This is a genomic window from Peribacillus faecalis (genome assembly GCF_014712675.1).
Classification (GTDB): Bacteria; Bacillota; Bacilli; order Bacillales; family DSM-1321; genus Bacillus_AD; species Bacillus_AD faecalis.
This window is the reverse complement of record NZ_JACXSI010000005.1, coordinates 38,802-59,296: the sequence shown is the minus strand read 5'-3', so window position 1 is coordinate 59,296 and position 20,495 is coordinate 38,802. Positions and strand designations below refer to the sequence as shown.

The following is a 20,495-nucleotide window of genomic DNA, read 5'->3' as shown; positions in this document are numbered from 1 at the left end:
AGGTCTTGAGCATGTCCTTAAAAATTGGAGCAAAATTAATATGCGTAAAATGCCAAAGTGAATTTATCGTAACAAAATTGGGGGTTAACACAGATGTAATTTGCTGTGGAGAAAGCCTGCAAAATAAGCAAGCATTATCTAAATAATTGTTTTCTGACATGAATTATGAAAGGATGATCGCTGTGGCTAATCAATTAGGAAAGCGTTTGTATTGTAAAACGTGTGGTATTGAACTTTTATGTACGAAAGCTGGAGAGGGCACTATTTCATGCTGCAAAGCACCACTGGAATTGAAAAAGCCTGTAGCCCTTCCGACTGCAGATTGAAAAGGTGAAAGGGTCAACATCATTTTAAATAATGCACAGGTGCTTGCGCTAGAAGGGTGATGGAGGGTGAAAACAACTAAAGAAACACTATTGCATGATTTGAAGATACTTGAAATAGTCAATGGTCCATCTGGCAGTTATGCAGGACGTTTACTTTCAAAAAGCGGTGCGTCAGTCACGAGAATTAGCCGACCCGAAGAGCATCGGTCAGTATTTCGGAATGCAGGAAAGAGGATTGTGTGTTTTTCTAATGATGAAGAATTGCTAGAATATGTGACCGAGTGTTTAGCTCTCAGGTGGGATCTTATTATTTGGGATAGTCATTGTACTCTTAAATGCAAAGATCTTTTGAACTCGTTTTTTGAAAATCAACGTAGCTCAGAAACTTGTATCGGAGTATATCTTGATTTTCCTAATGGTATCGGTACAGAAGAAGAATATGCTCTGCAGGCAATGGGTGGATGGATGGAGCTTACAGGTAATCCGGAGCTTAAGCCTTTACAAGTTGGAGGATATCCGGCATCCTACCTCGTTGGAGCTCATGCAGCTGCCGGCGGATTGTTAGCCCATCTGACTTTACGGCCAAATAAAAAACATCTAGTTCAGATAAATGCACTTACAGTTGTTGTAAGTGCATTGGAAGGTGCTTTCTCAACGTATTTGGCAACTGGTGAAGAACGCAGCAGGATGGGCAACCGCCACCATGCAATTGCCCCAATGGCCATCATGCCATGTACAGATGGCATGATTTTTTTAGGGGCGCCTGTCAATGAAAAATGGGAATTGTTAGAGAGTTGGGCAGAGTTGCCTCATAAACCCGAATGGAACAATGATGTAAGTCGATTAAAACATTGCGCCAGTCTTGAAGCGGAATTGTCTGAGTGGACACGGTCCATGAAAAAATCGGAATTGTTTTATACAGGGCAGGCTTTCAGAATGCCGTTTGCCTATGTTCAGAGTTTGCAGGAAGTAAAGGATTGCCTTCATTTAAAAGAAAGAGAGTTTTGGGAGCGAGGAAATCATATAAGTTTGCCGTGGGCAATCAAAACGAATTGCACTGGAAAGGGATTCATTAAGGACAAAGATACAATCAGAATCCTGGATATGACAAATATGTGGTCTGGGCCATATTGCACGAGACTTTTTGCGGATTTAGGAATCGAAGTCATTAAAATTGAGGCACCTCATCGACCGGACGGTATACGTTCACAAAAAGGGGCGACCGCTCCTTTTTATAGAGAGCTTAATCGCAATAAAAGAGGAATCTCATTGGATTTGAATGTAATGGAGGACCGGCAAAAATTTTTGGAATTAGTGGAAATAAGTGATGTGATTGTCGAGAATTTCAGTCCGCGCGTAATGCCTAATTTTGGTCTGCAATATGAACAGTTGTGGAAGTATCAGCCTCAACTTATTAACCTATCTTTATCTGCTTTTGGGCAAACGGGACCTTATAGAGACTTTGTGGGCTACGGGCCGACTTTGGAAGCGATGTCTGGAATCGCTGCTTTGACACATTATGATGATGGAAAACCATGGCTTCCCGGTTTTTCTGTTAGTGATATAGGAGCGGGTATACATGGTGCTTTCGTATTGGCTGCAAGCTTGATTTGCCGTCAACGCAACGGAGAAGGAATTAGGATTGATTTGTCACAATATGAGGTAGCTTGCCAGTTGGTTGGAGATTGTTTTTTTGAAGGATGTGCAGATAGCCAAACGGAGGCGGAAGGACAAATCAGGAATCTGAAAAGTATCGCAGATGATAGCGGCGTGCACAAGCTATCTATAACAGGTGAAACTTCGTTGATCGGGACGCCTTGGCAGAGTAAAGAATGGAAAGTGTCTGCGAATCCTGCTCCTGAATTAGGACAGCATACAGAAGAATTATTTAATAGTTTGTAGATTTTACATATTTTTTAAGAAGCGGGGGGAGCTTATGAAATATCACTATCTTGAAGTATGGCATAAAAACCAAATTGCTTTTGTCAGGCTGAATAACACTGCGCATGATAATGTTTTTCTTCCGGAATTGTCGCAGGAGCTTTTGTATGTGGCGAATGAACTAATAAATCATGAGGATATTAAAGTCGTTGTGTTAGGTGCAAATGGACCGCATTTTTCGTTAGGTATGAACAAGGACTTTTTACAGGACGATAATGTGGAAGAGTCTTATTCTTCTATCGCTTTAGCAAGTTCAGCTATTGAACAGTGGAGCCGAATTCCGTATCCAGTAATTGTTGCAATTAATGGTGACTGCGCCTCGCTAGGAGTCAGCTTAGCGTGTGTAGGTGATATTCGTTATGCTTCATCCACTTCCACATTTTTTATGCCGGAAGCAGCATGGGGACTCGTTCCAGCAGGAGGTATAACGCAGCGACTTCCTAAACTGATTGGCAAAGGACCTGCAATGAATATGTTGTTGGGTGGAGAAGTTATCGGTGCTAAAGAAGCATTGGAACTTGGGCTTATTAACAACAAAATCGATAGCGATTGTTTATGGGAAAAGGCCTGTATACAAGCAACTCTATTAGAAGAGATGTCAACTTTATCAATGCAATATACGAAAGAGTGTATTATCAAGGGAAGTGATTTGACATTTGAGCAAGCACTTCGTTTAGAATTGGATATTTATATGCTATTGCAGACGAGTGAGGATCGCATTGAAGGCGTTCAAGCTTTTTTGGAGAAGAGGTCACCTCATTTTAAAGGAAGTTAGAATTCTCAGGAGAAAGAAGGGGAATTATGAGTGTTATTGAACCCGTGGTCAAACTTGAGAAGAATGGGCAAATCGCCGTTATTACGTTAAATCGTCCCGAGAAATTGAATGCTTTTAATGTGGAAATGAGAGATCAATTATATGAAATAATTTTGATGATCAAAGACGATCCAACGGTCTATGCTGTGGTTATATGCGGAGCCGGAAAGGGATTTTGTGCAGGAGCAGATTTAACAGAATTCGGCACCCGTCCAACCGTCATTGAAAAGCGCAGAATAAGGTTGCAAAGAGATTTATGGGAAGAAATTCGCAGACTTCCGAAGCCTATAGCTGCAGTTCTTCATGGTTTTGCGGTTGGTTCAGGATTAGAGATGTCCATGCTTTGTGATTTCAGATTTGCAGCGCCAGATACAATACTATCATTGCCAGAGGCTAAACTAGGTATGTTGCCGGCAGCAGGAGGTACACAAAGTCTCCCTAGACTCATGCCACAGGGGTTATCGTTAGAATTTGCTTTCAATGGCAATCGAATAACTGCAGTAGAAGGCTATAAAAAGAAACTAATCAGCAAAATAATAAATAGTGAAGTATTATTGGAAACAGCCATTCATTATATGAAAAAAGTGGTTGCGAAAAATGCAAAATCGTCAGCGATGATCAAATCATTAGTAGCTGACAGTATGGATGTATCCTTACAGCAAGGTATCTTGAGAGAAAAGATTCTTGTAGAAAGATCATGGTTAATGAAATAGCGACTCATCCTAGCATATTGGACAGCACATTAAAGATAAGTCGCTTAAAGAATATGAAATCTATTTTTACTGTGATTCAGTTCGATTTTTGGATGTGAATTCGATTGTAATCTTATCAGAGTATTCTACAACAAGGCTGATTAATTCTTGGATTTTTTCTTCTGTAAGCCGTGTTAAAGGAATTAATATACTTAATGAGGCGGCTGGTTCTTCTCCTAAGCCCCATATAGGTGCCGATATTCCGCCGCTGTCGGGAAAACCTTCACCTAAGCTGAGTGCGTAGCCTTTATCTTTTACGTGCTGTAACTCATGGCTGAGGAGAGTTGGGTCAGTAATGGCTTCTTGAGTATACGTTTTTAAGTCTGTTTTATTAATATAATTCTCATAATCTGGAGAAGCCATGTAAGCCAGATGGATTTTACCAGCAGCACCTATATGTAATTGGATTTCATTGCCGATAGGGCTGGTCACTTTAACAGGATATGTACTAGGCACCCCGGTTAAATGTATATAATGATTACCTGAGCGAATCGATAAATATACGGATTCATTCGTTTTATGGGCCAACTCTTGTATAAAAGGTTCTGAAACTTTAACAATATCATTCATTTGAAATTTGTGAACCAATTGAAAAAGGATTGTTCCAGGATAGTAGCGTTTCGTTCTTGCATCTTTTACTAAAAAGCCGCGATCGACCATCGTTGCTGCTAAACGAAATGCAGCCGTTTTACTTACACCGGTTTCACGCTCTATATCAATTAATCCGACAGATTCATATTTTAGAAATAAGGCTAATAGCGACATTGCATTATCTACTGTACTTAATCGATGTGTTGTTTGTTTCGAAGACATAGGCTCCTCCGTTATTCAGAAGACTGAATTTTCTGTATATATTAGTTCATTATACTTTACTTGCCGATGAATAACAATTCTTGGTATTTGGGGAGGGCGTACCGAATCATTTTTCGTATACAAGTTGTCCATCAATCCACGTCTGCTGAACTTGCATTTTATAAAGATTGTCAAGCGAGCATGTTAATGGATGATGATTCACTAATAGGAAGTCAGCATGAAAGTTAGGACGAATCATGCCGCGCTTTGTTTCCCAGCCGGCAGCTAGAGCCGCTTTAGTTGTGTATAAAGCTATTGCATCCCAACGAGTAAGCTTCTCACCCAGTGAAAGCGTTTGTCCGCTTTTAGTCTTTCTGGAACACGCTGTCGCAATAGAAATCCATGGATCGACTGTTGCGACAGGTGCATCTGATCCGGCTGCAAGAATTATACCGTAATCTTGTATGCTTTTCATTCGATAAAGCCAACTGTGCTCTGTCGGATCTACATTTTTTAAGTATCGGTCCCCATGGTCATAAATTAAGCTAGGATTTGTTACAACTAATAAGTTTAACGCTTCTATATCGGATAAAAGTCCTTCCGGGCATAAACTTAAATGTTCCAAACGATTAACCAGATCATTCGGATGGACTTCTTTTGCATATTGGATAGCATCTAATGCAGCCCAAACCATTTCAGGTGTCACAACATGAATTGCTAATGGTATTTTTCGCTTGGCGGCTTCTACTGCAATCATTTTCAATTCATTCGGGCTAGGTAGCAAATCAGGGATATTTTCTATGACAACTTTAATTGGACCCATTTCCAGTTTGGTTATCATTTCGTTTGTTGTTTCTTTTGAATAATGCTCTTTGAGGATGTGGTGATTTTGGATATTCGACATTAATGAAATAGAAATGCTCCAAAATTCTTTTATACAGTCGATCCAAAATTGTAAATCAGTTAATGTGTTTGTAGGAGTCGCATCATGTACGGAAGTTATGCCTTTGCTTATTAGTTGCCAATGTAATTTTTGTGCACCCTTTCGGAGTTGCTCCGAAGAAGCCGATGTTACAAAATGTTGAGATAACCATGCATCCCCTCCATAAATAATACCGGTTGGGATACCGCTATTTCCTATACGTTCTACTGTAATTCCTGGCGGGTCGATTGAATCGGGTCCAATTCCCGCAATTGATAGTGCTTTACTATTTAATACAGATACATGGCGTGTTATATGTCGAAGCCTGATAGGATGTTGTTCAGTTGCGCAATCGAGATCCCATCGTGTAGGATGCCGCTGTTCTTTAAGATAGAAAGGATCGTAGCCATTGGCTTTAATCCAGGTTCCATTCTCTAGTTTGTTTGCTTGATTTCGAAGTAAGAGGATTATTTCATCTATGCTATTTACATCTGGGAAACCGCATCGCACAGCTTGATTATAGCCAATTTGAGCACGAAGATGGCAATGTGCATCGATTAATCCGGGTAACAAAGTCATCCCTTTACCATCTAATCTTTGCCCATTCGGGGTTAATGGCCATGGGGTATGATCATTTTCTAGTAGACCAATAATTTTCCCATCAAAAACGGCAATACCTTTGGCTTCAGGTCGCGTTGAGTCCATCGTAATGACGATTATATTTTCAATTACTAAATCAGCAGGCTGCTGCATGGCATTAGAACCTCCTTGTCATTCAAGAAAAACGTTTGCTTATTTATATATAACCATATTTTTTATGACAAAAAAATACAAAAGGAGAGGGAATATGAAATTAAAAGGTAAAGTTGCTTTCGTTACAGGCGGTTCTTCAGGAATAGGGCGCGGCATTTGTCGTGCGTTTATAAAAGAAGGGGCCTCCATCGTATTTATTGGATTAAATGAAGAAAAAGGTAAAAGAACGGAGAAGGAATTATTGGAACTAGGAGGCGAAGCCCTGTATGTCCAAGCGGATTTGTCTGATCGTAAAATCCTGTCTGGTTTGATTGAGCTGACGGTTGAAAAATTCGGGAAATTAGACATATTAGTCAATAATGCGCATTCATCAAAAATGGCTACTATTGAAGAAACAACAGAAGAAATTATGGATTTATCCTTAAATACAGGCCTGTGGGCTACTTTTACATTAATGCAAAGCTCGCTTCCTTATCTAAAGGAAACAAAAGGAAAAGTAATCAATTTTGCATCAGGTGCCGGTTTGGATGGGTTAGCCAGACAAGCATCATATGCTGCATCAAAAGAGGCCGTTCGTGCAATAACCCGTGTCGCTGCAAATGAATGGGGACGATTCGGGATTAATGTGAATGTTATTGCTCCATTAGCTAATTCACCTGGAGTAGAACGGATGCAGGAAACCCATCCGAATGCATATGAGAAAATGATTTCATTAATACCGCTTCGCCGAATGGGGGATTGCGAAGAAGATATTGGAAGAGTAGCGGTATTCCTTGCAAGCGATGATGCTAATTATATAACAGGGCATACTCTAATGGTGGATGGAGGAACCGTTAAAGCTCGCTAAATATAGGAAGGGGTGTCTTTAGCATTTATGCTAAAAAAAATAACAGACCATATTCATCAATTGAGTATTCCTATTCCCTATGATTTAGGTGCAGTAAATTGTTATATAGTAGAAGGAAGCAATGGTTATACCATTGTTGATACAGGAGATCATACAGAAGAGGCAATTGCGATATGGGAAGCTATATTTCCTAATAATAAGCCTATTGAAAAAGTGGTTCTGACTCACTCGCATACAGATCATATCGGTTTAGCCGGCTGGTTTCAAAAAAAATATAATGCTGAAGTATGGATTTCAAAAGTCGGGTTTAAAGAAATTCAAGAGATTTTGTCCGCATTTGAAGGGAACGTATATTCAAATCCGCTCACCTCACTCTCTCTATCTAATGGCGGACCGCCACTGGATCAGAATAATACCTATTACAATTATACTTCCTATCTATTTGAGCCGAACTATCTATTTGAAGAAGGAGAACAAATATTAATCGGTGATAGCTGCTATGAGAGTATTTGGACACCGGGTCATTCACCTGATCATTTTTCATTCTATGATTCAAACAATCAAGTATTGTTCATCGGGGACCATATTTTACAAGCGTTAAATCCTATTGTAATGGCCACCAATATGAAAGAAAATCCATTGGAGTTATATTTGCGGTCACTTGAGAAGTTGCAGTCGCTATCAGTACAGTATGTTTTACCTGGCCATGGTGACATAATCCCTAATTTGACAATTAGACTAGAGGATATGAGATTACATTACAAGAAAAGATGGAATCAAATTATTTTAGCTGTTCAAGAAGGCAAGAAAACAGCGTTCCAAATATCTGAAAGCATATATGGTGCTGACCAACCGGCAGACAGGAAAATTTCCGGCTTTTTACAAACAATCACTAATTTGATTTACTTATCTTCAGTGAAAGAAATAACGATGGAAGAGCGGGACGGTGTGTTTTATTATTACTCCATTCTCAATACATGATAGACGCGGACCTTGGGTAACCAAGGTTCTTTTTTAAGCGGTAAGCAGTATGACAAAGATAATTCATTTGTCCATCATTTGTTTGTCAGCTAAAATAAAGAAAGAATGGAATTTTAAGGGGGAGACGTATGGTCAAGAAAGTCGCTGCTGGTGCAGTATTAGTGCTCCTGATTGTAATCGCGATGGTCCAGGCGCTAGAGGCGGAGCAGGAGGAGACTTCACCAGGTTTGAAAACGGGAATAAAGGCGCCGGATTTCAGTTTGCAGACGCTTAATGGCGAGAGTGTAAAACTGTCGGATTATGAGGGGAAAAAAGTCGTTTTGAATTTCTGGGCTACATGGTGTAAACCTTGCAGAGAAGAGATGCCGGATTTACAGGCTGTTTATTCCGAAAATAAAGAAGATGTTGTCATATTGGCTGTCAATATGGACGCCCACAATGATGTAAAAGGATTTACCGATCAATATGCTGTAACATTCCCTGTCTTATTAGATGAGGAAGATGAAGTATCAGAACGCTACCAAGTAATAAGTTTACCGACCACATATTTTATAGATGTGGACGGCAAAATTGCGAAAAAACATCTCGGACAGATTACAGATGAACAGCTTGAAGATGTGTTGAATGAAATCTGAGTAATAAAAACACATTTTTGATATCACCTTTCTTTTCATATTAATCTGAATATAGATAATTATGGTATTTGCATTAATAGTGACATAAAGTGGTGCAAATATGGCAAAGCTATTGTTAAGAAAATGTTAAGTGGGTGAAATCATGAAGAGAAGAAGAAAGCTTTCATTTGCAGATTTAGTGCTTGAAAATAAAAATGAGCTGTTGAAAGATTTAAAAGCTCTCGAAAGAATTGAAGCAAAATTGGAAAAAAAGTATATGCAAAAAGCAGAGTAGTACATACATGAATTTGTTCCTTCCGATTCATAATAAGAGTGAAAAGGAGGGAATTTCATGGGAAATCCTAAAAAGAACTCAAAACCATTTGTTCCGAGTCATATCGGTACACAATCTCGCTCTGCCGGCAATAATAAAGGAAAACAAATGCAGGATCAGTCTGGGCAGCACCCGCAAGTTATTCAAACGAAGGGTGAATAAAGAAACTACTGTATTACAATGATTATTTATATTAAAATGAAAAGCCTCTTAAAAGTTAGCGATAACTGCAAGAGGCTTTCCGTATTTTAATGGAAGCACATCCTTTTTATCCATCAAGGGATTCCTTATGTTAAAATAATCTTGAGAAAAGGAGGGAAGTTATATTGATTATTGCAAAAAAAGAGATTGAAGTGCGTTATGCAGAGACGGACCAAATGGGCGTTGTGTATCATGCCAATTATTTAGTTTGGCTTGAATTAGGGCGCTCACAACTTGTGAAAGAGCTTGGTTTCGATTATATCGACATGGAGAAAGATGGAATTGTATCGCCTGTAATGGAAGTTCAAATAGCTTATAAAAAACCTTTTACATACGGTCAAACAGCAACAGTACATACTTGGATAGAAGAATATAACGGTATAAAAACAGTATATGGCTATGAAATATACAATGAAGAAGGCGAAGTGGCTGTTACAGCAAAAACATGGCATGCTTGTGTGAAAAAAGAAAATTTCAGACCAATTTCGTTACGCAGACATTATCCGGAGTGGCATGCGGCGTACGAAAAAAATAAAAAGCAACATAGCGAATAATGAACCTGCAAGGTCCTCTATGGCAGAGGACCTTATTCGTACTAAAGATAAGTGAAAATAGGTTCTGATACGGCTTGGTCAAACTGAATGAGCAAATCTTTCGAATCAAAATACCATAAATCTGCCTCTTCAATAAAATAGTTTATTCCGTTTTCTTTATAAATAGCTCCTAAGGAAAGAGGCTTTTCAATAGCTAAACCGAGTGAGAAACCGGTTTGAATTGTGCTGTTTCCGCCGTAGCGGACGAAGAAACGGACATAATCCCCGCTTTTTAAAGATAATTCATTTTCATACCATCTTGCGGCCTCATCCGATATTATTATTTTCATTGTCTTTATTCCTTTCCCTTTATCTTTGTTTATATTTTGACAATGATAAATTCATATTGTCAACGAATAGACTTAAAACGGAGCAATCGAGTAAGTTTATGGAAGAGGTACAATCAGCTGTTGCTAAAGTTCAAGACAAGACGTTGTTAAAACAGGTACGGATGAGTTTGAAATGGCAAACAGACGATGCTATCTCCTCTATTAAATGCAGGAAATATTCCAGGCTTGTCTCCACTTCCTCTGTATCATTTTAAACTCAAATCCATATTATCGATAATATTGTTAAATATGCTTTCGGTCTAGTTGCAGACCAAGCAGAAACACTGAATGAAGCAGCGGGTTCTTTTTAGTAAGTTTGTTCGGAAAAAATAAGGCCTCTAAAACGTGTCCATTTTAGAGGCTTATTTATTAAATCCATTTTACCTTTGGTTCGGTGCCGTCTTTAATTCGTTTAATATTAGCTCGGTGCCTGTATAAAATAAAAGTCGTTAATACAGCTACAACAATGATAAGCGGTATATCCCGCATGATTATTGTGACAATTAAGGCTGCAACCGCACATATCATACTTGAAAGTGAAACATATTTACATATGTATAAGCTGATAAAAAAGACAACAAATATAATCAGAAATAGTATTGGTGCATAACCGAGCAAAATGCCGCCTGAAGTTGCTACCGCTTTACCACCTTTGAATCCGGCAAAAATAGGAAACATATGGCCAACGACTGCCGTTGTACCTGTAATAAGCGGATGAAGCTCAGCATCAATACCAAAGAAGACAGGCAGAAGTGTTGCGAGCGTTCCTTTCAGTACGTCCATGATTGTTACGGCAAATCCGGCTTTTTTTCCGAGCGTTCTGAACGTATTCGTTCCGCCTAGGTTTCCACTGCCATGCTCTCTTATATCAATGCCGTAAAAAATTTTGCCAATCCATAAACCGGAAGGGATGCTCCCTATTAAATAAGCAAGTAAAAGTACTAATACAATTAACATAATATAAAGCCCTTTCTTTTATTCATGTATACATTTTATCATGATAATTTGAAAATACCATGACCAAAAGTCATAATATCAGCTAAAGTCGGGTTTTACAACTTGTATGCGATATGCTATTAATGTATATAATTAGCGATTAAAAGGAGGTCCACGTGGTATGACAATTGAAAATCCAACAAGAGAACAACTGGGGGAATTACTGAAGCAGGCGAAGCGCATTGCTGTTGTCGGCTTATCTGATAAACCGGATCGAACTTCAAACATGGTGTCAAAAGCTATGATGGACAATGGTTACGAAATTATCCCGGTAAATCCGAGAATTAAAGAAGCACTTGGGGTTCCTGCTGTTGCTTCTTTGAGGGAGATTGAAGGTTCGGTCGATATTGTTAATGTTTTCCGCAGGGCAGAAGATTTATTGCCGGTAGCTGAGGAGTTCATTCAAATCGATTGTCCGGTTTTTTGGGCACAATCTGGCATAATTAATGAAGAAGTATATGAATTTTTGAAAGAAAAAGGTTATACTGTCATTATGGACCGTTGTATTAAAGTAGAGCATGCTTTAACGAAAAATATGTAGTAGGAAAGGAGCAAATCTGCTCCTTTTTCTTATCTGTTTTATAAAATTTATGAGAATATCTCATTTTTTATGATAATATCACTTGTAGCGAACAAATTTGAAAGCTTATCATAACAGTAGTTGCGAAAAAATAAATAAACGTTACAATCACCTTCGTAGAATTACATATCACCGCACGTGCGAACGAATGTTCTTTTTATGTTATAATAATGGTTGTACATAATAAAAATTAAGTAAAAAGCGGATAAGGGAAGTTGCCTGCTTTATTTAGTGATAAGAGCACGTATGAAGAAGGTAAGCTGTTGGAAGGAGAATGTTAGTGGCTAATAGCAATTTAAAAAAAGTAGAATACAATGATGATGCGATTCACGTTCTCGAAGGACTGGAGGCAGTTCGTAAAAGACCGGGTATGTACATCGGAAGCACCGATGCGAGAGGTCTTCATCACTTAGTATATGAAATAGTGGATAATTCTGTCGACGAGGCGTTAGCCGGTTACGGTGATCATATAATAGTCAAAATTCATAAAGATAATAGCGTTAGTGTCTCCGATAAAGGGCGAGGAATGCCGACCGGTATACATAAACTGGGGAAACCGACACCTGAAATCATTTTGACGGTGCTGCATGCCGGCGGGAAATTTGGTCAAGGCGGCTATAAGACGAGCGGCGGCTTGCACGGGGTTGGTGCATCAGTTGTAAACGCATTGTCGGAATGGCTTGTTGTAACCATTAAAAGAGATGGCTATATTTATGAGCAGCGTTTTCATAAAGGAGGAAAGCCGGAAACGACTTTAGAGAAAAAAGGCAAAACGAATGGGACGGGTACAACGATTCATTTCAAGCCGGATAAGACAATTTTCTCGACTACGATTTTTAACTTTGAAACGCTTTGCGAGCGATTGAGGGAATCAGCATTCCTTTTAAAAGGAATGAAAATCGAATTGATCGATGACCGGAACGATAGCCAAGAAACTTTTTACTATGAAAACGGCCTTCAAGCCTTCGTTCAATACTTGAATGAAGAACGCGATGCTTTGCATGAGGTTGTTTCATTTGAAGGAAAAGAAAACGGCATTGAGATTGATTTCGCTTTTCAATTTAATGACGGCTATTCAGAAAATATTTTGAGCTTTGTCAACAATGTCCGGACGAAAGACGGCGGTACGCATGAAGTTGGCACGAAAACAGCAATGACTCGTGTTTTTAACGAATATGCCCGTAAAGCCGGTTTACTGAAGGAAAAAGATAAGAATCTTGAAGGAACAGATATTCGTGAAGGTTTGGCAGCGATTATTTCTGTGCGTGTTCCCGAAGAGCTGTTGCAATTCGAAGGGCAAACAAAAGGGAAGCTTGGTACAAGCAGTGCCCGATCAAGTGTTGACAGCGTTGTTTCACAGCATTTGGCTTACTTCTTGCAGGAAAATCCTGAAACGGCTAATCTGCTAATTCGCAAGTCCATTAAAGCGTTCCAGGCAAGAGAAGCAGCCCGAAAAGCGCGTGAAGAAGCCAGAACCGGAAAAAAACGTAAAAAAGGCGAAACAATCCTTTCTGGTAAGCTAACGCCTGCGCAGTCGCGCAATCCGCAAAAAAATGAATTGTACCTTGTAGAGGGTGATTCTGCCGGCGGTTCTGCCAAGCAAGGTCGTGACAGACGTTTCCAGGCTGTTCTTCCGTTAAGAGGTAAAGTAATCAATACGGAAAAAGCGAAGCTGCAAGATATCTTTAAAAACGAAGAAATTAATACAATTATTCATGCAATCGGCGGGGGAGTCGGGCCTGAATTCAATATTGAAGATATCAACTATGACAAAGTTGTCATTATGACCGATGCCGATACCGATGGAGCCCACATTCAAGTACTTCTGTTGACATTCTTCTATCGCTACATGAAGCCGCTGATTGAGAACGGCAAAATATTTATCGCGCTTCCGCCTTTATATAAAGTGAGCAAGGGAACTGGCAAGAAAGAAATCATTGAATATGCATGGAATGACGATGAATTGAAATCAGTGACTGCTAAAGTCGGTAAAGGTTATATTCTTCAACGCTATAAAGGTCTTGGAGAGATGAATGCCGACCAGCTATGGGAAACAACGATGAATCCTGAAACTAGAACATTGATCCGCGTATTGATTGATGATGCGGCAAGAGCGGAAAGACGAGTTACAACCTTGATGGGCGATAAGGTTGAACCGCGAAGAAAATGGATTGAATCCAACGTCGCATTCGGTTTGGAAGACGATGCGAATATTTTAGATAATGCAAATATGATTATTACAGAGGAAGGTGTGTAAAATATGTCAGCTCAAGAAAAGTTTCGCGACCTGCCTCTAGAAGAAGTCATTGGCGACCGTTTTGGGCGCTACAGTAAATATATCATTCAGGATCGTGCTCTGCCCGATGCCCGTGACGGCTTAAAGCCGGTACAGCGCCGTATTTTATTCGCGATGCACACAGAAGGAAACACGAGCGAAAAACCGTTCCGTAAATCGGCTAAAACAGTCGGTAATGTAATTGGTAATTATCATCCGCATGGCGATTCATCTGTTTATGATGCGATGGTGCGGATGAGCCAAACATGGAAATTGAGAAAAGTACTTGTAGAAATGCATGGCAACAACGGAAGCATCGACGGCGATCCGCCGGCTGCGATGCGTTACACAGAAGCGCGCCTTGCTGCAATTGCAAGCGAACTTTTAAAAGATATCGATAAAAATACAGTAGAATTCATTCCGAACTTCGATGATACAGAAGAAGAACCTGTTGTATTGCCGGCGATGTTCCCTGCTTTGCTTGTTAACGGTTCAACAGGGATCTCGGCCGGTTATGCTACTGAAATACCGCCTCATCAGCTTGGTGAGGTAATCGATGCTACGGTTATGAGAATAGACAATCCGCAATGTACAGTGGACGAGCTAATGACTGTCATAAAAGGTCCGGATTTCCCTACCGGTGGAATCATTCAAGGGGTAGACGGTATCAAGAAGGCTTATGAAACAGGCAAAGGAAAAATCATTATTCGAGGCAAAGCGGAAGTTGAAACGATCCGTGGCGGCAAACAGCAAATCATTGTGACTGAAATTCCGTATGAAGTCAATAAAGCGAATTTAGTAAAAAGAATTGATGAACTTCGCCTTGACCGAAAAGTAGAAGGCATCTCAGAAGTGCGTGATGAAACAGATCGTACGGGCTTGCGAATCGTCATTGAACTAAAAAAAGACGCTGATCCCCAAGGGGTACTTCATTATTTATACAAAAATACGGATTTACAGGTGCCATACAACTTCAATATGGTAGCGATTCATGAAAAACGCCCGAAGCTAATGGGCATCAGAGCTTTACTCGATGCGTACATAGAGCATAGAAAAGAAGTTGTTACGAACCGTTCCAAATATGAGCTGCAGAAGGCGAGAGACCGTGAGCACATTGTAGAAGGTCTTATGAAGGCTCTTTCTATTTTGGATGAAGTAATCGCGACAATTCGTGCTTCTGTCGATAAACGTGATGCGAAGAATAATTTGATGGGGAAATTCGCCTTTTCAGAAGCGCAAGCTGAAGCGATTGTTTCCTTGCAATTATATCGTCTGACAAACACCGATATAACAGCTCTGCAGCAGGAACAAGCGGAATTGAAGGATAAAATTGAGGAATTATTATCAATTTTGGAAAGCGAAAAGAAATTGCTTTCCATCATCAAGAAAGAACTAAAATCCGTTAAAAAGCAATATAATGACGAGCGACTTTCTAAAATTGAAGAAGAAATCGAAGAAATTAAAATCAATCTGGAAGTGCTTGTCGCTAGTGAAGACGTTATTGTAACAGTTACGAAGGAAGGATACGTAAAACGGACTTCACCGCGTTCCTACGCTGCTTCCGGCGGTCAGGATTTTGGCATGAAAGAAACCGATCTTCTGCTCTATCAGGAAGAGGTCAATACGACTGATAATCTGTTGCTGTTTACGAACAAAGGCAACTACATTTATTGCCCGGTTCATCAGCTTCCGGACATCCGCTGGAAAGAAATCGGACAGCACATCGCAAGTATCGTACCGACTGAACGTGATGAAACGATTATAAAAGCCATTACAGTAAAAGATTTCAATACAACAGATTATTTATTATTCATTACTCGAAATGGCATGACTAAGAAAACAGAGTTATCTCATTATCAGGCGCAGCGATATTCTAAACCGCTGGTGGCCATTAATTTAAAAGGCGATGATGAGTTATTGGCAGTTCATGTTACCGATGGTACGCAAGATGTCTTCATAGCTACGAAATACGGCTATGGCCTATGGTTTAATGAAGAAGAAATCAATGTGGTCGGCATTCGGGCTGCCGGAGTTAAAGGCATTAATTTGAAAGACGGAGACGAAATTGTATATGGTGATATAATTCGTGATCCGCAAAATGATGTTATTGTTCTCGCTACTCAACGTGGCGCTATGAAAAAGATGAAATTGAAGGAATTTGAAAAGACTTCGCGGGCAAAACGTGGGGTAGTTATGTTGCGTGAGTTGAAAAATAATCCTCATCGTGTAACAGGTATGAGTGTTTCTACTAATAAGGACGAGATTCTTTTATTAACAGATCGTGGATTGGAAGAGCCGATTTCAATAGAGTCTTTAAGCTATTCCGATCGATATTCAAACGGGTCGTTCATCATTGATGTTGCTGAAGTAGGAAATGTAACGAGCATGCTGAAACTGCCGACAAAAGATGCAGACGAAGATAAAAGTGAGTAATTTTTAAACTAAAGCCGTTTTCCGGTTAATATGAGCCGGAAAACGGCTTTTTATCCTTTTTAAAAAAGTGTAACATTGGGAAAGCTAAAACCATTAGTGCAACGGATTCCATAATTTAAACATTGATTAAACTTATAAACCAATGATAGATTATTAAGGTGTATATATTGTTATACTGAAATAAAAATTGCGTATAATTTTGGGAAATGGAGGACGTAATTTGTTAGATTTTTTAAATGGATTAAATGATATTATCTGGTCGTACATACTGATTGCAGTATTACTTATTCTTGGTCTGCTTTTCAGTTTTAAAACAAAGTTTATACAATTTCGTTATTTTGGGGAAATGATTAGATTGCTTACAGATAAAGCAATGGTATCTTCTGACGGAAAAAAGGGACTCTCTTCTTTCCAAGCTTTCTGTATTAGTGCCGCTTCACGAGTTGGAACCGGAAATTTAGCCGGTGTAGCAACTGCGATTACTCTAGGAGGACCGGGAGCTGTATTTTGGATGTGGCTTATCGCCTTTATCGGAGGAGCTTCAAGTTTTATCGAGAGTACATTGGCGCAAATATATAAAGTGAAGGATCGCGATGGCTTCAGAGGCGGTCCAGCGTATTACATGTTAAAAGGTTTAAAAAGCCGTTGGATGGGGATTACATTTGCGATAACTATTACTTTAAGCTTCGGTTTAATTTTTAACTCCGTACAAAGTAATACAATTGCGATGGCGCTGGAAAATTCATTCGGATTGAATACGTTAACAGTCGGCATCATTTTGGCTGTATTAACAGCGATTGTCATCTTTGGCGGTGTTAAGCGAATAGCGCACGTTGTGCAAATCATTGTGCCAATTATGGCAGTTGCCTATCTTATATTAGCCTTAGTTGTTATGGTGACGAACATTACAGAGCTTCCATCGGTGATTGCGATGATTTTCAAAAATGCTTTCGGTTTAGAACAAGCTTTTGGAGGCGGTATGGGTGCTGCTGTCCTTTTTGGTATAAAGCGAGGCTTATTTTCGAATGAAGCCGGTATGGGTAGCGCTCCGAATGCAGCAGCGACTGCTGCAGTTACTCATCCTGTTAAACAAGGACTTATTCAAACATTAGGTGTATTTTTAGATACAATCTTAATCTGCAGCGCGACTGCATTTATTATATTATTGTCTGATGCAGCCAGCAGCGGTGCGGAGGGCATTAACTTGACTCAAATGGCCTTAAGTGAGCACATTGGTTCATGGGCCGGCACATTTGTTTCAATCGCTATTTTCTTATTTGCATTCAGTTCAATTATCGGCAATTATTATTACGGGGAAACAAACATTGAATTTATTCGTGATAACAAAACGATTCTTTATGTTTATCGTGTAGCTGTAATTGCTATGGTCATTTTTGGTGCTGTTGCGAACTTAGGTGTCGTATGGACTTTAGCAGATATCTTCATGGGTGTTATGGCTTTAATTAATTTAGTCGCTATTTTCCTATTATATAAAGTAGTTCTTGTAGCGTTAAAGGATTATAAAGAACAGCGTAAGCAAGGGAAAGATCCTGTATTCTCACGCGATGTATTGGAAGATGCATCCGGTGTGGAGTGCTGGGATGAACAGTAAATAATAATGCAACCGGGCAGAAATCACTCTGTCCGGTTTTTTATTGGCTGTAAATGGATAAGATAGGAATATTAAATACATAAGCTGAGGTGTGAACCATGAAAAAATATGTATCAATCCTTTTTGCTGCCGGTTTGTTTTTCGTTATGGACGATTGCAAAATTTATGCAAATGATCACATAGAATTAGCAGAAGGAGTCGAAAGAGAAGAACACGTTTCTAGAAACCTGTCTGTTCCTCCGCTTGTTGAAACGAACGGACAATTATTGAATGATTATAAGGCAAAATTAAAAGTGCTCAATCAAGTATACATAATCGATTTAAAAGCGAGTAAAAAAGTTTTGGAGCAGATGGACTTGTATAAAAATGGACGATTGCAAAAAGAGGAGCAACTGATTGTCAGTGATTATGTGCAGCTGAAACCGATTATTACTACTGCGGGAAAAGGCATAAGAGGAGTACAAAGGGTTCAAGGAGTGATACCGAACAAGTCACTCGGAGAAATTGTTTCTGTATGGTATTACCGGGAAGGGAAATGGATGCTTCAAGATATAGAATATACCAGCAATTATAAGAAAATGTATCATTATATTGAAATGGGGGATTCAAACTAGGCTTCTTTATATTGAGCACAAACAAAGGCTATTGTCATATGATGCACTAAAATGCCATTTTGAATAGGGAGTGCGATATGATGAGCGATATGACCAAAAACCCGATTGAAACAACCATTTTACCCCCGGCCACGGTTTGTTCTCCTGTAGAAGGCAGAAAATATACTGTGACACATGATGATAATACCGGTGAAATATTTGTGACAGTTGGTCATGAATATGATTACGGCAAAATAAATAAGCTTCGTGATGAAGTATTAGCTGAATGGATTCCCCACGTTGGACAATATGTGCTTTATGGGAGAGTGTATGTTTCTGGAGGAGAATATGATGAAAATCAAACGCGCCTGCGCTATATGATTTTCAAAAGGGAGATGGATAAAGCGCTTCATGCGATTGTAAAAGGAGATAAGACTTTTTTTCGTTATTTTCCGTGGTTTTTGGAATTTCCAATCTATATACATTTCGAAAGCATTAATCCGACGTACAATCATGTTCTTCAATATGGAATTCCCCGCGACTATTTAACTAAGCAATCATATTAAAATGTCATTCCCGGTCAGATAACTTCATATGCTTACAATGAACAGCTATTGTCTTTTTTCGATACACTAATTGATCGAAAGGAGGAGAAAGATGGACTTTTCATTGACTAAAGAACAAATGCTGATTAAAGAGATGGTTCGGGATTTTGCGCAAAAGGAAATCCGGCCCTATGCGATCGAATGGGACCGTAAAGCTGAATTTCCTTATGAGGTTTTTTTGAAGATGGGCGAACTCGGTCTGTTAGGCATTCCTTTTCCTGAAAAGTATGGCGGTTCTGACGGTGATACGATTTCTTATGCAATCGCAGTAGAGGAAATCGGTAAGGTTTGCGGAGGTACCGGCCTAAGTTATGCTGCAGCTGTTTCGCTCGGGGCCGGTCCGATTTTTTATTTTGGTACAGAAGCGCAAAAGCAAAAATATTTAGTCCCGCTGGCAAGCGGAAAAGCAATTGCTTCTTTCGGGCTGACAGAGCCGAATGCCGGTTCAGATGCTGGAGGCACGCAAACAACTGCTGTTTTGATAAATGATGAATATGTTATTAATGGCGAGAAGTGCTGGATCACCAATGCAACTTATGCGCAGACAGTTACGGTAACAGCAGTAACTGGAAAGGATGAGAGAGGGAAAAATATTATTTCTGCTTTCATCATTCCGGCAGGCACTAAAGGTATGACAATCACAGCGCCCTATGACAAAATGGGCGTGCGCGCATCGGATACAACACAAATTGTCCTTGAAGATGTGCGGGTGGCCAAAGAGAATATATTAGGTGATAGCAAGAAGGGCTTTAAACAATTTCTTTATACATTAGACGGGGGCAGAATTTCAATCGCAGCATTAGCTGTCGGATTAGCCCAAGCAGCATTTGAACGGGCTTTGGCGTACGCAAAAACAAGAAAGCAGTTTGGTCAAACAATATCATCTTTTCAGGCAATTCAATTTAAACTTTCAGATATGGCGATGGAAATCGAATTAGCGCGAAACATGGTTTATAAAGCGGCCTGGCTGAAGGATCAAGGGAAACCATTTACGAAAGAAAGCGCCTATGCAAAGCTTTTTGCTTCGGAAATGGCATTTCGAGTATGCAATCAGGCGATACAAATTCACGGTGGCTACGGGTATATGAGAGAATACGAGGTTGAGAGATTTTTGCGGGATGTCAAGCTTCTTGAGATAGGTGAAGGTACATCCGAAATCCAGAGACTTGTCATCGCGAGACAGTTCGGCTGCAGATAAAGCA

Annotated in this window: 21 protein-coding genes; 17 read left to right on the top strand and 4 right to left on the bottom strand. The window is 39.6% G+C overall.

What is annotated here, in order from left to right:
- Nucleotides 1–11 precede the first annotated feature (11 nt).
- The 4 genes from IEO70_RS20140 (at nt 12) to IEO70_RS03080 (ending at nt 3,794) form a co-directional block, all read left to right on the top strand.
- Entirely contained in the window at nt 12–146 is a 135-nt protein-coding gene (locus IEO70_RS20140) for a hypothetical protein (protein ID WP_268938707.1), read from the top strand.
- A gap of 246 nt (nt 147–392) precedes the next feature.
- Nucleotides 393–2,228: a CoA transferase gene (locus IEO70_RS03090; RefSeq protein ID WP_190996882.1), complete on the top strand. Its 1,836-nt coding sequence runs from the start codon at nt 393–395 to the stop codon at nt 2,226–2,228.
- A gap of 34 nt (nt 2,229–2,262) precedes the next feature.
- Nucleotides 2,263–3,042: an enoyl-CoA hydratase/isomerase family protein gene (locus tag IEO70_RS03085; RefSeq protein WP_190996881.1), complete on the top strand. Its 780-nt coding sequence runs from the start codon at nt 2,263–2,265 to the stop codon at nt 3,040–3,042.
- A gap of 26 nt (nt 3,043–3,068) precedes the next feature.
- Complete coding sequence (locus IEO70_RS03080; RefSeq protein WP_190996880.1) at nt 3,069–3,794, top strand: enoyl-CoA hydratase/isomerase family protein; 726 nt, start codon at nt 3,069–3,071, stop codon at nt 3,792–3,794.
- A gap of 66 nt (nt 3,795–3,860) precedes the next feature.
- Here the strand turns inward: IEO70_RS03080 and IEO70_RS03075 are convergent, their stop codons facing one another.
- Together IEO70_RS03075 and IEO70_RS03070 are read right to left on the bottom strand one after the other, a co-directional pair.
- Nucleotides 3,861–4,646 carry an IclR family transcriptional regulator gene (locus IEO70_RS03075; protein ID WP_190996879.1) on the bottom strand — a complete coding sequence of 262 codons (786 nt, stop codon included), beginning with the start codon at nt 4,644–4,646 and terminating at the stop codon, nt 3,861–3,863.
- Between the two features lie 106 nt (nt 4,647–4,752).
- On the bottom strand, nt 4,753–6,300 hold the full coding sequence (locus IEO70_RS03070; protein WP_190996878.1) for an amidohydrolase: 1,548 nt from the start codon (nt 6,298–6,300) through the stop codon (nt 4,753–4,755).
- Between the two features lie 94 nt (nt 6,301–6,394).
- Between IEO70_RS03070 and IEO70_RS03065 the strand changes: the two genes are divergently transcribed.
- The 6 genes from IEO70_RS03065 to IEO70_RS03040 all read left to right on the top strand — a co-directional run bounded on the left by IEO70_RS03065 (nt 6,395) and on the right by IEO70_RS03040 (nt 9,831).
- On the top strand, nt 6,395–7,147 hold the full coding sequence (locus IEO70_RS03065; protein ID WP_190996877.1) for an SDR family NAD(P)-dependent oxidoreductase: 753 nt from the start codon (nt 6,395–6,397) through the stop codon (nt 7,145–7,147).
- A 27-nt stretch (nt 7,148–7,174) separates the two neighbouring features.
- Complete coding sequence (locus IEO70_RS03060) at nt 7,175–8,128, top strand: MBL fold metallo-hydrolase (RefSeq protein WP_190996876.1); 954 nt, start codon at nt 7,175–7,177, stop codon at nt 8,126–8,128.
- Nucleotides 8,129–8,256: 128 nt separating this feature from the next.
- Entirely contained in the window at nt 8,257–8,763 is a 507-nt protein-coding gene (locus IEO70_RS03055; RefSeq protein WP_190996875.1) for a redoxin domain-containing protein, read from the top strand.
- 142 nt (nt 8,764–8,905) lie between these two features.
- Entirely contained in the window at nt 8,906–9,037 is a 132-nt protein-coding gene (locus IEO70_RS03050) for an FbpB family small basic protein (RefSeq protein ID WP_190996874.1), read from the top strand.
- 57 nt (nt 9,038–9,094) lie between these two features.
- Nucleotides 9,095–9,238: an acid-soluble spore protein N gene (locus IEO70_RS03045; protein ID WP_190996873.1), complete on the top strand. Its 144-nt coding sequence runs from the start codon at nt 9,095–9,097 to the stop codon at nt 9,236–9,238.
- Between the two features lie 164 nt (nt 9,239–9,402).
- On the top strand, nt 9,403–9,831 hold the full coding sequence (locus IEO70_RS03040) for an acyl-CoA thioesterase (protein ID WP_190996872.1): 429 nt from the start codon (nt 9,403–9,405) through the stop codon (nt 9,829–9,831).
- A 41-nt stretch (nt 9,832–9,872) separates the two neighbouring features.
- Here IEO70_RS03040 and IEO70_RS03035 read toward each other — a convergent pair whose 3' ends face one another.
- Both IEO70_RS03035 and plsY read right to left on the bottom strand, forming a co-directional pair.
- Nucleotides 9,873–10,160 carry a HesB/YadR/YfhF family protein gene (locus IEO70_RS03035; RefSeq protein ID WP_190996871.1) on the bottom strand — a complete coding sequence of 96 codons (288 nt, stop codon included), beginning with the start codon at nt 10,158–10,160 and terminating at the stop codon, nt 9,873–9,875.
- Nucleotides 10,161–10,568: 408 nt separating this feature from the next.
- Complete coding sequence (plsY, locus tag IEO70_RS03030) at nt 10,569–11,156, bottom strand: glycerol-3-phosphate 1-O-acyltransferase PlsY (RefSeq protein WP_190996870.1); 588 nt, start codon at nt 11,154–11,156, stop codon at nt 10,569–10,571.
- Between the two features lie 160 nt (nt 11,157–11,316).
- Between plsY and IEO70_RS03025 the strand changes: the two genes are divergently transcribed.
- The 7 genes from IEO70_RS03025 to IEO70_RS02995 all read left to right on the top strand — a co-directional run bounded on the left by IEO70_RS03025 (nt 11,317) and on the right by IEO70_RS02995 (nt 20,491).
- Nucleotides 11,317–11,736, top strand: a complete 420-nt coding sequence (locus tag IEO70_RS03025) for a CoA-binding protein (protein ID WP_190996869.1) — start codon at nt 11,317–11,319, stop codon at nt 11,734–11,736.
- Between the two features lie 319 nt (nt 11,737–12,055).
- Nucleotides 12,056–14,032, top strand: coding sequence for a DNA topoisomerase IV subunit B (parE, locus tag IEO70_RS03020; RefSeq protein WP_328820855.1), 1,977 nt, complete (start codon nt 12,056–12,058; stop codon nt 14,030–14,032).
- A 3-nt stretch (nt 14,033–14,035) separates the two neighbouring features.
- A complete protein-coding gene (gene parC, locus IEO70_RS03015) occupies nt 14,036–16,483 on the top strand; it encodes a DNA topoisomerase IV subunit A (RefSeq protein WP_190996867.1) in 2,448 nt (815 codons plus the stop codon).
- A gap of 220 nt (nt 16,484–16,703) precedes the next feature.
- Nucleotides 16,704–18,095, top strand: coding sequence for an alanine/glycine:cation symporter family protein (locus IEO70_RS03010; protein WP_206711481.1), 1,392 nt, complete (start codon nt 16,704–16,706; stop codon nt 18,093–18,095).
- 98 nt (nt 18,096–18,193) lie between these two features.
- Nucleotides 18,194–18,709 (top strand): hypothetical protein, encoded by a 516-nt coding sequence (locus tag IEO70_RS03005; protein ID WP_190996866.1) that lies wholly within the window; start codon nt 18,194–18,196, stop codon nt 18,707–18,709.
- Nucleotides 18,710–18,786: 77 nt separating this feature from the next.
- Complete coding sequence (locus tag IEO70_RS03000; RefSeq protein WP_235973468.1) at nt 18,787–19,254, top strand: staygreen family protein; 468 nt, start codon at nt 18,787–18,789, stop codon at nt 19,252–19,254.
- 91 nt (nt 19,255–19,345) lie between these two features.
- Entirely contained in the window at nt 19,346–20,491 is a 1,146-nt protein-coding gene (locus IEO70_RS02995; RefSeq protein WP_190996865.1) for an acyl-CoA dehydrogenase family protein, read from the top strand.
- Nucleotides 20,492–20,495: the final 4 nt, after the last annotated feature.